Source organism: Altererythrobacter sp. GH1-8, from assembly GCF_043702085.1.
In the GTDB taxonomy this organism is placed as follows: Bacteria; Pseudomonadota; Alphaproteobacteria; order Sphingomonadales; family Sphingomonadaceae; genus Erythrobacter.
The window spans coordinates 2,171,155-2,182,285 of the sequence record NZ_CP171690.1; the positions used below are offsets into that span (position 1 = coordinate 2,171,155).

General features: G+C 58.3%; 12 protein-coding genes. 6 read left to right on the top strand and 6 right to left on the bottom strand.

Going from position 1 to position 11,131, the window contains the following annotated elements; translation table 11 throughout:
• Positions 1-79: 79 nt before the first annotated feature.
• From ACG9DO_RS10560 to dusB, 3 genes are read right to left on the bottom strand one after another with little or no spacing between them, the layout of a single operon-like run.
• Positions 80-1,492 (bottom strand): sigma-54-dependent transcriptional regulator, encoded by a 1,413-nt coding sequence (locus ACG9DO_RS10560; protein WP_394727684.1) that lies wholly within the window; start codon positions 1,490-1,492, stop codon positions 80-82.
• Positions 1,489-2,583, bottom strand: a complete 1,095-nt coding sequence (locus tag ACG9DO_RS10565; RefSeq protein WP_394727686.1) for a nitrogen regulation protein NR(II) — start codon at positions 2,581-2,583, stop codon at positions 1,489-1,491. Before ACG9DO_RS10565 ends, ACG9DO_RS10560 begins: the two co-directional genes overlap by 4 nt.
• On the bottom strand, positions 2,580-3,596 hold the full coding sequence (dusB, locus tag ACG9DO_RS10570; protein WP_394727688.1) for a tRNA dihydrouridine synthase DusB: 1,017 nt from the start codon (positions 3,594-3,596) through the stop codon (positions 2,580-2,582). The genes ACG9DO_RS10565 and dusB overlap by 4 nt, the downstream gene beginning before the upstream one ends.
• 80 nt (positions 3,597-3,676) lie before the next feature.
• Here dusB and ACG9DO_RS10575 point away from each other — a divergent pair, with 80 nt between their 5' ends.
• Together ACG9DO_RS10575 and ACG9DO_RS10580 are read left to right on the top strand one after the other, a co-directional pair.
• The gene (locus ACG9DO_RS10575) at positions 3,677-4,828 is read left to right on the top strand and encodes a bifunctional 2-C-methyl-D-erythritol 4-phosphate cytidylyltransferase/2-C-methyl-D-erythritol 2,4-cyclodiphosphate synthase (RefSeq protein WP_394727690.1); all 1,152 of its coding nucleotides are present in this window, start codon (positions 3,677-3,679) and stop codon (positions 4,826-4,828) included.
• A 12-nt stretch (positions 4,829-4,840) separates the two neighbouring features.
• The gene (locus tag ACG9DO_RS10580) at positions 4,841-5,344 is read left to right on the top strand and encodes a CinA family protein (RefSeq protein WP_394727692.1); all 504 of its coding nucleotides are present in this window, start codon (positions 4,841-4,843) and stop codon (positions 5,342-5,344) included.
• On the opposite strand, the gene ACG9DO_RS10585 is transcribed toward ACG9DO_RS10580, so the two are convergent.
• Together ACG9DO_RS10585 and lipA are read right to left on the bottom strand one after the other, a co-directional pair.
• Positions 5,305-5,766, bottom strand: a complete 462-nt coding sequence (locus ACG9DO_RS10585; RefSeq protein WP_394727694.1) for a type II toxin-antitoxin system RatA family toxin — start codon at positions 5,764-5,766, stop codon at positions 5,305-5,307. The genes ACG9DO_RS10580 and ACG9DO_RS10585 overlap by 40 nt on opposite strands.
• Positions 5,766-6,719 carry a lipoyl synthase gene (gene lipA, locus ACG9DO_RS10590; RefSeq protein WP_394727696.1) on the bottom strand — a complete coding sequence of 318 codons (954 nt, stop codon included), beginning with the start codon at positions 6,717-6,719 and terminating at the stop codon, positions 5,766-5,768. Before lipA ends, ACG9DO_RS10585 begins: the two co-directional genes overlap by 1 nt.
• Before the next feature lie 80 nt (positions 6,720-6,799).
• Here lipA and ACG9DO_RS10595 point away from each other — a divergent pair, with 80 nt between their 5' ends.
• The 4 genes from ACG9DO_RS10595 to ACG9DO_RS10610 are packed head-to-tail and all read left to right on the top strand — an operon-like array spanning position 6,800 to position 9,522.
• On the top strand, positions 6,800-7,789 hold the full coding sequence (locus ACG9DO_RS10595) for a sodium-dependent bicarbonate transport family permease (protein ID WP_394727698.1): 990 nt from the start codon (positions 6,800-6,802) through the stop codon (positions 7,787-7,789).
• Positions 7,786-8,094 (top strand): P-II family nitrogen regulator, encoded by a 309-nt coding sequence (locus ACG9DO_RS10600; RefSeq protein ID WP_394727700.1) that lies wholly within the window; start codon positions 7,786-7,788, stop codon positions 8,092-8,094. Before ACG9DO_RS10595 ends, ACG9DO_RS10600 begins: the two co-directional genes overlap by 4 nt.
• 27 nt (positions 8,095-8,121) lie before the next feature.
• Positions 8,122-8,763: a carbonic anhydrase gene (locus tag ACG9DO_RS10605; RefSeq protein WP_394727702.1), complete on the top strand. Its 642-nt coding sequence runs from the start codon at positions 8,122-8,124 to the stop codon at positions 8,761-8,763.
• A 39-nt stretch (positions 8,764-8,802) separates the two neighbouring features.
• Positions 8,803-9,522 (top strand): NYN domain-containing protein, encoded by a 720-nt coding sequence (locus ACG9DO_RS10610; RefSeq protein WP_394727704.1) that lies wholly within the window; start codon positions 8,803-8,805, stop codon positions 9,520-9,522.
• A 75-nt stretch (positions 9,523-9,597) separates the two neighbouring features.
• Here ACG9DO_RS10610 and ACG9DO_RS10615 read toward each other — a convergent pair whose 3' ends face one another.
• Positions 9,598-10,956 carry a hypothetical protein gene (locus ACG9DO_RS10615; protein ID WP_394727706.1) on the bottom strand — a complete coding sequence of 453 codons (1,359 nt, stop codon included), beginning with the start codon at positions 10,954-10,956 and terminating at the stop codon, positions 9,598-9,600.
• Between the last annotated feature and the right edge of the window lie 175 nt (positions 10,957-11,131).

Here is an 11,131-nt window from a genome sequence, read left to right on the forward strand (position 1 = left end):
TGTGACATTTCGGTCACAAGTCCGCAGTTGGGCGCGCCAGGCGCTCAACTCAGCCGCTTAACCGTTGTCGGGAGCACCTTTAGCCGATTTGCGCAAATTCTTCAGGGTGAATGTTCAAATCACTTACCCGCTTGCGCAGCGTGTTGCGATTGATCCCCAGCAAGCGCGCCGCCCGCAATTGGTTGCCTCCAGTCTGAGCCAGAGCATGCTCGATCAGCGGCTTCTCGAACGCTGCGAGGGCATCGTGATAGAGCTGGCCAGGTTTCGGGCTGTTGATCGCGAGCCATTGTGTGACGGCCGCTTCAAATCCAGCCTGCCCAGCGGCACTGACGGGCGCTTTCTCCTTGCCGATGATTTCAGCAACGGCCTGGGCGTCAACGATGTCCTCTCGTGCCATCAGCGCAAGCCGATAGATCACATTGCGCAGTTCACGCACATTGCCGCGCCAGTCGCGTTGCTCAAGAGCCTTCAGGCCATCGGCAGACAATTGGCGTTGCGGCAGCCCTTCTTCGACCGCAGCTTGCAGGAAGTGCCGGGCAAGAACGGGGATATCGTCCTTTCGGTCACGCAAGGGTGGGAGCGCAATCGGCACGACATTCAACCGATAATAGAGGTCTTCCCGGAAGGTTCCGGCCGCAATCATGGGGCCGAGATCGCGATTGGTTGCTGCGATGATCCGCACGTCGACGGCAATTTCCTGCCTGCCCCCGACCCTTCGGATCCGTCCCGATTGCAGCGCGCGAAGCAGACGCGTTTGAGCCTCGGCCGGCATGTCGCCGATCTCGTCGAGGAACAGCGTTCCGCCATTGGCTTGTTCGAACTTGCCGATGGATTGCGAAACAGCGCCGGTGAAGGCGCCCTTCTCATGCCCGAACAGCTCGCTTTCGATGAGGTCGTGCGGAATCGCTGCGGCGTTGACAGCCACAAGCGGGCCAGACTTTCGTGCGCCCAATTGGTGAATGGCTTCTGCGACCAGTTCCTTGCCTGTTCCGGATTCTCCGGTGACAAGAACCGTCAAGTCGTTGCGCAATACGCGCGTAATCATCCGATAGACGCCCTGCATGGCCTGACTGCGGCCTACCAGGGGCATCCCGCCGCTCTCGTCTTCAGGGCCGCTATGGCCGCTACTGCGCTGCCCTACGGCCTGCCGTACAGCACGGACCAGCTCGTCAAGATCAAACGGTTTCGGAAAGTATTCGAATGCCAGATTCTCGCTCGCGCGTACCGCCGTGTCGAGCGTGTTCTGAGCCGACAGAATGATGACCGGAATGTCAGGCGCGTGCTCCCTCGCCCTTGGGAGAGTCGCGATCCCGTCCCCGTCCTCGAGAATGACGTCAGTCAGCAAGGCATCGAAACGCTCCGTTTCAAGCAGACGGTTACGCGCAGCGATACTCTCGCAGTGGGTGACGCCCAGCCCCTCATCTTCCAGCGCAGCGGCGATGACGGTCGCGATCGAAGCGTCATCCTCAACTAGCAAAATTCTCCCGTTCATGCCGTTGGCTCCGCTTTTCGCTTCTCAATTGCGATCGGCAAATGCATTCGGAAGTGGGTCATCCCTGTGATCTCATCACGCTCATGCCCGATCCTTCCGTCCATATCCCGCATCAGTTTTCGCACGAGCGCCAGCCCCAGCCCCTGACCTGATTTCTTTGAGGTCACAAAGGGTTCAAAAATGTGATCGCGCAGGTTTTCTGCAATCCCTGCACCGTTATCGGACACCGTGATTTCGATCGGCAATTTTACCCGACGTCCTAACCGAACGGCGCTGAAAACGAGGCCGCTGACGAAGCGCGTACGCACGATGACTTGAGGATTCTCGCTTGAACTTGCAGCGTCACACGCGTTCGAAATCAGGTTTATCAGCACCTGTTCGAGCGACTCACGGCTGGCAAGGACGGGCGGCAAGGACGGGTCAAACTCCTCGCTAATGACCACGTGGCCGGAATTCCCGGTTCGCACGGTACCGACTGCGGCGCGGATCGCCTCATGCGGGTTGCAGGCACTAACCGGTTCGGGGGTTGTCTTGCCCAGCGCCTGCATCCGGTCGATCAGACCTGCGATCCGATCGACTTCTGCGGTAATCATCTTGGCGAGTTTCCTGTCATCGGGCGGTAGCTTGCGCGAGACGAGCTGCGCGCCAGCGCGAATGGCGGCCAGAGGGTTCTTGATTTCATGCGCCAGAATGGCGGGCGCACCGATCATTTCACCGACCGTGGCATCTTCGCTGTTCGCACTGTCGCGCCCCACATCCGAAAGCGTAACCACCCGCCAACCAGGCGAAGTTGGGAGAGGAGAGAAAGTAACATTGACGCGCCGCTCTCGACCATCGACGTGAATGCCGACATTGCGCGCGACCAGCGCCGCATCGGTCTTCTCGAGGTGCGCAATGACGCGTCCATCATCGACGTTAACGATTTCGGAAAAGTGACGACCGGCGGCCCGTTTGGCGCTCTTGCTCAGAAGATTTTCAGCAGCATGGTTCATTTCCACCACGCGGCTCTTCTCGTCGATCAAAAGCAACGCAAATATCAGTCCACCGACTTGCGCGGCGTAACTTGGCCTGACCGTCACGGCAGCGCTCACGCAGCCCTGCGATGCAGGAATGGCTCATAAAAGCGCTCGATCTCGCCAAGCACCTGGTCTGGATCGTCAATAAAATTGGCCTTGTTGCGAAACTCGGCAGAGCCATGCATTCCCTTCGTGTACCACCCTAGGTGCTTGCGTGCGATCTTGGTCCCCACGGCGCGGCCATAATGCTCGAGCATACCATGGTAATGCTCGACCAGCGTAGCGTACTGCTCATCGAAGCTAGGCGTTTCGCGCAGTTCACCAGTGCGCCACCAGTGCATGACCTGACCGAGCAACCACGGTTTGCCGTACGCCCCTCGGCCAATCATCAGCCCGTCCGCACCCGATTGTTCCAGGGCTGTTGCCGCATCTTCAATCGTGCAGATATCGCCATTCACGATCACCGGGATGGAAACGGCTTCCTTGACCTTTCGGACAAAGGACCAGTCGGCGTTGCCCTTGTACATCTGGTTACGGGTTCGTCCGTGGACAGTGACCATCTTGACGCCCAGATCTTCTGCGATCCGTGCCATCTCTGGCGCATTCAGGCTCTGGTGGTCCCAGCCCATCCGCATTTTCACAGTGACAGGCACTTTTACCGCTTTAACGGTTGCTTCCATCAACCTGGTCGCAAGCGGTACTTCTCGCATGAGAGCTGAACCAGCGTATTGCCCGACAACCTTGCGCACCGGACAACCGAAATTGATGTCGATGATTGCAGCCCCGTTTCCTTCCTGCAGCTTTGCAGCTTCCGCCATGGAGTCCGGGTCGCAGCCGACCAGTTGCATGGATACCGGCTCCTCGGTCTTGTCCCAAGCCGCCTTCTGGATGGATTGGCGCGTTTCGCGGATAGCCGCTTCGCTCGCGATCATCTCAGTGACGTTTAGACCTGAGCCATAGCGCCGCACGAGCGTGCGGAATGGCATGTCCGTCACCCCGGTCATCGGCGCGAGCAGCACCGGATCATCGATCCGCACAGGGCCGATATCGATTGGCTTCAAAGCCGGTGGGGCAGGTAACGTGGTCATTGTCAAAGCATTGCCTAAAATTTGGGCAGGCGCATAGTAGATTGCATGGTTTGCGTCCAGCCCCTAAGCGCGAGCGCGCAATGACCGATCACTCCTCTCCCCCTGCGTTAGCTGCGATAGTGGTGGCCGCTGGGAAGGGGCTGCGCGCAGGCGGTGAATTGCCAAAGCAGTTTCGTGACTGGCGGGGCAAGCCCCTGGTTCGGCACTCTGTCGAAGCTCTGATTGCATCAGGTGCAGCTAGCGTTGTCGTCGCTATCCCGGAAGGGGCTGAGGCCATCGCTGCGCAATCGCTTGAAGGGCTGGAAAGTGTGAGTTTCGTCATGGGCGGCGCCACCCGACAGGAATCGGTGCGCATTGCGCTTGAAGCATTGGCTGGCAGCGATTACCCGTGCGTGCTTATCCATGATGCCGCGCGCCCTGATCTCCCGCTTGAAGTAGCTCAGCGATTGCTTGCCGCTTTGGACACACAGCCTGGCGCAATCCCTGTGCTTCCGGTCGTCGACAGCCTGGCAGTCGCGCATGACGGAGTAATGGCTGGCAGTGCGGACAGAGAGATGCTCAAACGTGTGCAGACCCCGCAGGCGTTCCGCTTTTCCGAAATCTTGGCCGCCCACCGCGCATGGCGGGGGGAAACGAACGCAGGTGACGATGCGCAGGTCCTCACTGCCAATGGCGGAACAGTCGCGTTGGTCGGCGGCGATGAGCGGTTGAAAAAGATCACCTTTGCGGAGGATTTCATGGCGGCAGAACCACCTGCATTCCGGGTCGGACAGGGCTTTGATGTGCATCGCCTCGTCCCCGGAGAGGAATTGTGGCTTTGCGGTGTACATATTCCACATGAGAAGGGCCTGTCTGGCCATTCTGATGCTGATGTTGCGCTGCATGCCCTGGTCGATGCGATGATGGGAGCGATCGGCGATGGCGATATCGGCACCCATTTCCCGCCGAGCGATCCGCAATGGAAAGGGGCGCCCTCGCCCCTGTTTGTCGAGCATGCCGCAAGGCTTGTTGCTGGCGCGGGCTATACCGTCAGCAATGTCGATCTTACAATCATCTGCGAAGCGCCGAAGATCGGCCCGCATCGGGACGCCATGCGAACGAGACTGGCAGAAATGCTAGGGGTTGAGCTATCGCGGATCAGCATCAAGGCGACTACGACAGAACGGCTTGGATTCACGGGACGAGGCGAAGGCATCGCCGCCCAGGCACTTGTTGGCCTGCAAAGCGTTTGAAGCGGAAGATATATGGAAACTGGCACAATCCTCCCTGCTGATCTCGGTGCGCTGGCAAAGCGTGTCGTCGAAGAAAACGCGGCGAGCGGGCGCAAAGTTGTATTGGCGGAAAGCTGCACTGGCGGGCTTGTCGCTGCAGCACTTACCGAGGTTGCCGGCTCGTCAGCCGTCCTCGACAGAGGGTTTGTGACCTATTCGAATGAATCGAAGATGGAAACGCTCGGTGTATCGAGCGAGATTATCGAGACGTTCGGTGCGGTGTCTATTGCCTGCGTTTGGGCGATGGCCAAAGGAGCACTCGACCGGAGCAATGCGGATGTTGCGGTGGCGATCAGCGGTGTTGCAGGCCCCGGTGGCGGTACGGAGCTGAAGCCGGTTGGAACGGTCGTGTTCGCCCGCGTCACGCGGGACAGCGAAGGCGAGCCGGAGGGGGAACTCAAACGGTTCGATGGCAAGAACCGCGCGGAAATCCGGTCTCAGGCGACGATTTGTGCGCTGGAATTATTGCTGCCGTAGAGCTCTGCAGCGCGCGCTTCGAAGGCGGCGACCATCTTGCGGAATGCACGGTCGAAATACTGGCCGGCGAGCGCTTCGAACATCTTGTTCTTGAATGTGAAGTCAACCGTGAAGTCGACCTCGCACCCACCATCTTCGGTTGCTCGGAAAACCCAGGTGTTGTCGAGATCGCGCAAGGGTCCATCGACGTAGTGCACATCGATCTCGCGTGGGCGATCCTTCGCCACCCGGCTGGTGAACTTTTCGCGCAAAGACTTGAAGCCGACGACCATGTCCGCAACCATTTCGGTATCCGTGTCTGAGCGCACACGCGTTGCCACTACCCACGGAAGAAACTCGGCATACCGGCCGACATCGGCCACCAGATCGAACATCTGTTCGGCGCTATACGGCAATCTCCGGGTTTCACGAATACCGGGCATTACTGGCTCTGTCTGGCTCCCTGCTTGGCGAGCTTTTCCGCCCTTGCCTGTCGCATTTCCGCGAAATCATCGCCTGCATGGTAGCTTGAACGCGTCAGCGGGCTTGAAGCAACCTGCAGAAAGCCCTTCGCGCGCGCGATCGAGCCATAGGCATTGAACGCCTGCGGAGTAACGAATTCCTCGACCGTCGCGTGTTTCGGGGTCGGCTGGAGATATTGGCCCATGGTGATGAAATCGACTTCGGCGCTGCGCATGTCGTCCATCACCTGATGCACTTCCAGACGCTGTTCACCAAGCCCCAGCATGATGCCGGACTTTGTGAAGATCATCGGATCATGGCGTTTCACCTCTTCCAGCAAGCGCAGTGAGGCATAATAACGCGCGCCTGGCCGGATGGTCGGATAAAGCCTTGGCACAGTTTCGAGGTTATGGTTGTAAACGTCCGGTCCTGCTTGACAAATTGCCTCCACTGCTGGGCGCATCTTGCCACGGAAATCGGGCGTCAGGATCTCAATTGTAGTGTCAGGAGTGGTTCGCCGCAGAGCTTCGATGACCTTCACGAACTGGCTTGCGCCACCATCGGGCAAATCGTCGCGGTCAACGCTGGTGATGACGATATGTTCAAGCCCCATCTTGGCGGCGGCAATCGCCGTATGCTCGGGCTCCAGCGGATCAACCTTGCGCGGCATCCCGGTCTTGACGTTGCAGAACGCGCAGGCGCGGGTGCAGACATCGCCAAGGATCATCACCGTTGCATGCTTTTTCGTCCAGCACTCCCCGATATTTGGGCAGGCGGCTTCCTCACATACGGTATTCAGGTTGAGCTCACGCATCAACTTGCGCGTTTCATTATACCCCTGGCTCACCGGCGCCTTGACGCGGATCCAGTCTGGCTTGCGCTGACGCGGCGCACGAGGTGTCTCGCTCGGCGGATTTCCGGAAAGGTCGTTCATCGCGGTCCATCTAGGCGTTGCGCACAGGAGGTGCAATGGTCTGGCTTGCTGAATTACGTATGCCCGGTTAGTGGGCGCGCATGGACGCAGCGACCCTCCAGACATTCACATCGCCCGTGGTGTTGTTCTTCGTACTCGGGTTGCTGGCCGCTTTCGCCAAGTCTGACCTCGCTATCCCGGAAGCCATTGCGAAGGGCATGTCGCTCTATCTGATGGCAGCAATCGGCCTCAAAGGCGGTGTAGCGGTTTCGAAATCGGGCATTGACGGAACGGTTCTGGCGGCTTTGGGCGCTGGCATAGCGGCAAGCTTCCTCATCCCGTTCGTGGCCTACGCGGTGCTCAAGGGCTTCGGGAAACTGGACCGGATCAATGCAGGCGCGGTTGCAGCCCATTATGGTTCGGTCAGCGTCGTAACTTTCGTGACCGCTGTCGAAATCCTCGAAGCGCAAAACCGCCCGCCCGGCGGCTATATGGTCGCGGTAATGGCTGCGATGGAGACGCCCGCGATCCTGTCGGGCCTGCTGCTGGCGCGAGGGCTTGGTGCGAAGGGAGAGGACACCCAAAACGTTGGCGAAATGCTGCATGAGGTATTCTTCAATGCGTCAGTTGTCCTCTTGCTCGGCGCATTCGCGATTGGGATGATCGCTGGCGCAGATGGCTTTGCGGAAGTCAGCCCGTTCTTCGAGGCTGGCTTCAAGGGCGTCCTGTGCCTGTTTCTGCTCGACATGGGGTTGATCGCCGCGCGTCGGATCATGGATGCAAGAGCCGTCACCTGGAGGCTTGCGACAATCGCGATCGCCTTACCACTCGTTAACGGCGCAGCGGGCACGATGCTCGGCGCTGCGATCGGGCTCGACGCAGGTTCGGCAGCTGCTCTTGGTGTCTTGTGTGCTAGTGCCAGTTACATTGCGGTTCCTGCAGCTATGCGCCTTGCTCTGCCAGAGGCTGATCCTGGAATTTACCTCACCATGTCACTTTCAATTACTTTCCCGTTTAATATCCTCATCAATATCGGCTTGATCAGCGCGCTCGCGGGCGCTGTAATCGGTTCGGGAGGGGTTGCACCATGATCGAAACTGTCGTCCGCAAGCGCATCGAGATCCTCGCGGATGCCGCCCAAGTAAAACGGGTGACTAAAGCCATCGACAATGCGGGCATCACCGGCTGGACTGTGACTCCGGTGACCTCCGGAAAGGGACGCGATGGGCATTGGCGCGAAGAGCGCGTTATGGGCACAGACAAGGTATTCATTCTCACCATAGCGCCCGAGGAGAAGGCGATGGCACTGGCAGAGGAGCTTGCTCCCATTCTTGGCTCGCACGGCTTGCTGCTGACGATGTGGGACGTTCAGGTCATCCGCGGCGAGCGCTTCTGATTGAACTGGCTTTGAGGGGAGCCAAACATGCCTGAGTTTGCTGAACTGCTGAAGGGATACGAGCGTTTCCGATCGGGGGCCTATCCCAAGCAGAAGGCCCGCTATGACGATCTCGTTGCGCGGGGCCAGCATCCCAAGCTGATGATTATCGGCTGCAGCGACAGCCGGGTTGACCCTGCACAGATTTTCGATGTCGATCCGGGCGAGATATTTGTGGTGCGCAATGTCGCGGCTCTCGTCCCTCCGTTCGAGACGACGCCGGGCCTTCACGGCGTTTCCGCTGCGTTGGAATTCGCGGTGCAATTCCTCGAAGTGCGGCAAATCGTCGTAATGGGACATGGCATGTGCGGCGGGTGCAAGGCGGCGCTGACGCAGGACCTTCATGGAAGCGCGCCGGGCGAAGGCGGTTTCATCGCCAACTGGATCCATCTGCTCGACGATGCACGGGATGAAGTCGCCGCAGATCACGGAATTACAGGCCGCGCGGCGGAACGGGCAATGGAAATGGCAGGCGTCAGGGTCAGTCTGGCAAACTTGCGCACCTTTCCTTGCGTGCGCGAGAAGGAAGCGAGCGGCGCGCTTAAGCTGCGCGGCACTTTCTTCGCGATTTCCGAAGGCGTGCTTCACGTTCTTGACGAGGCGACGGGCAAATTCAATCCGGTGGAATAAGCGCTTGCAGGCTTTGTCCGCGACCGCCACATACCGTGCATGTCCGAACTCAAGAATATCGCGCTGCTGATCGATGCAGACAACACAACCCCGGAAGGAATTGACCCAGTACTGACCGTTATGGCGGAGCTGGGCCAGGTCAATATCCGGAGAGCCTATGGCAATTTTGCCAAGGACAATCTTGCCCGGTGGGACAAGATTACCAATAGATACGGAATTCGGCCGCAACAGCAGTTTGACGTTTCAAAGGGAAAGAACGCTACCGACATGGCGATGACGATCGATGCCATCGACCTGCTTTATCAAGGCAAGGTCGATGGTTTCGGGATCATGACTTCGGATAGTGATTTCACCCCGCTTGTAACACGCCTGCGGCAGGACGGGATTCTGGTCTATGGTTTTGGTGAAGAGAAGACACCTCAGGCGTTCAAGAGCGCTTGCACCCGCTTTATCGAGATCAAGAAGCTTATCGCCAGCTTCAAGTCCGAGTTCTCCACTCAATCTAGGCCCGATAGACAATCCGATACCACGGGCGTCGATGAAGAGCTCATGGACCTGATAACGGCAGCCTATTCCGAAGCGAAGGGTGACGGCGGCTTTGCCCGGCTGTCACAACTTGGCCAGATTGCTGGTAACCGCTCCAGTTTCGACGTGCGAAATTACGGCTTCAAGAGTCTCAAGGAGATGTTCGAGAGCTTCGACAATTTCAGCGTGGAACGCCGTGACGACAATCAGGTCTATGTCAAGCGACTGCGCTAGGGCCAAGAAGCGCTAAAGAAAATGGCGTGAGACCAGAGCGGCCCCACGCCAATATCAACTCAGACTAATGATATTTCAGCCGCCGATAGCGGGAGCCTGCGCAGCAGGCGAGCTGGCGGGAGCTGCGGCACTGGCTGATGCGCTGTTCTGAAGCACATGCGCATTCCACAGCATGGCAATGGGGCGGCGCTTCCCGTTTACGCTGGAGAAGGTCGCAGAAGCGGCGTCATGCTTGCCCTGCTTTGCCTGAGAAATGCCCAATCGCGTTGTGACTTCCGCCGTTTCCACCCCCGGCATGGTCAATGCCTTGGCGTAAAACTCCTCCGCCTTGGCATAATCTCCATAGCTCAGGAATGCGTCGCCAGCGGCGACGACGGTCCGAAGCCCGGCTGCCGATGCCCGCGCGTCCTTTTCAAGCGCCGGCAGTTCCGAGCGGTCTGAGGCGATACGGCCTTTCGCAGTCGCAAGCGAGTCGGCGATGTAGATATCGTCCTTTGATACACGGCCAGTCGAATAGCCGTGTTCGATTACATCGGCGACTTCCTTGGGAAGGCGACGAGGATCAGCAGCCTCGACATATTCGATATAGTCTTGCTTGCTGCTCATCGTATCAAGCTTGTGAGCCAGGCGCATCAGATCGAGCGCCTCGCCAGCGTTGAACGTACCAAGATTGCGAGCAATGTTCACAGCATCGCGCCAGTTTGCATCGCTCGGATAGTGCTGCACCCAGCCAACCGCGAAGTCATAGACTTGCGGTACGATCTCATTGCGGTAAGCGGTGACCATCCCGGTCCGATACCACTCTTCGGGCGCGCTGCCCGCGGTTGCTTCGCGTTCCTTGATTATCCCAGAGAGATACGCAAGGCCTTCAGCCAACTGGTTTTGCTGGAAATAGCTGTCAGCCATCACTGCACGCAGCAAATCCGGCGTGACCTCGGCATTTGAAAAATTCAGATCAATTGCCTTTTGCAGGAAAAGGCGCGACTTACTTATGTCACCGATCGAATTGGCAAGCTGGTAGGCGACAAAGTTATACTGCGGTCGATTTTCGACGGTCAGCTTTTCACTGCTGAGCATCATTTCCATGCCGGACAGCTGAAGCGCACGGTCGCTGCTCTTTATCCCTGCGTTATAGGCGAGGTTGCCGATGGCCAGCCGCTCATCTGGCGTAGTCGCCATCGCGAGCAAGGCATCGACCTGAGGACGCAGCGCGGCAACATTGGCACCTTCTGCATTCATTGCTTCGTTGAGCGGATTGTAAGCGGCGATGAATTCCTTGGTGTAAGGTTGTTCCTTGCCCTTCTTCTTGTCTTTCTTCTGCGCATATGCGGGTTCGGCAAACCCGACCGTCGCCACCGCGGTCCCACAAGCCAGTGCTATCGCGAGCGCGAAGGTCGAACCGGTTTTGCGCGAGGGAAGTAAATTCAACAGCATTATCAGTCTCTCCTGGACAGAACTCAACACAGGCGTCTTGAAGCGACGCTGGAAATGGAGCGCGCAAGCCTCATGGCCCGGCTCTTTGCCATTTGCAATTTTTCTAACGGAAATTGCCTGAACTGTCATTGAATATCGCGCGCAGCAGACCGCAAGGTTGGCACCATCCAACTTT

Bases quoted from the DNA above. Each gene is read 5' to 3' on its own strand.
- ACG9DO_RS10560 (WP_394727684.1), bottom strand. From the start codon at position 1,492: ATGAACGGGAGAATTTTGCTAGTTGAGGATGACGCTTCGATCGCGACC.
- dusB (WP_394727688.1), bottom strand. From the start codon at position 3,596: ATGACCACGTTACCTGCCCCACCGGCTTTGAAGCCAATCGATATCGGC.
- ACG9DO_RS10575 (WP_394727690.1), top strand. From the start codon at position 3,677: ATGACCGATCACTCCTCTCCCCCTGCGTTAGCTGCGATAGTGGTGGCC.
- ACG9DO_RS10580 (WP_394727692.1), top strand. From the start codon at position 4,841: ATGGAAACTGGCACAATCCTCCCTGCTGATCTCGGTGCGCTGGCAAAG.
- ACG9DO_RS10585 (WP_394727694.1), bottom strand. From the start codon at position 5,766: ATGCCCGGTATTCGTGAAACCCGGAGATTGCCGTATAGCGCCGAACAG.
- lipA (WP_394727696.1), bottom strand. From the start codon at position 6,719: ATGAACGACCTTTCCGGAAATCCGCCGAGCGAGACACCTCGTGCGCCG.
- ACG9DO_RS10595 (WP_394727698.1), top strand. From the start codon at position 6,800: ATGGACGCAGCGACCCTCCAGACATTCACATCGCCCGTGGTGTTGTTC.
- ACG9DO_RS10600 (WP_394727700.1), top strand. From the start codon at position 7,786: ATGATCGAAACTGTCGTCCGCAAGCGCATCGAGATCCTCGCGGATGCC.
- ACG9DO_RS10605 (WP_394727702.1), top strand. From the start codon at position 8,122: ATGCCTGAGTTTGCTGAACTGCTGAAGGGATACGAGCGTTTCCGATCG.
- ACG9DO_RS10610 (WP_394727704.1), top strand. From the start codon at position 8,803: ATGTCCGAACTCAAGAATATCGCGCTGCTGATCGATGCAGACAACACA.
- ACG9DO_RS10615 (WP_394727706.1), bottom strand. From the start codon at position 10,956: ATGCTGTTGAATTTACTTCCCTCGCGCAAAACCGGTTCGACCTTCGCG.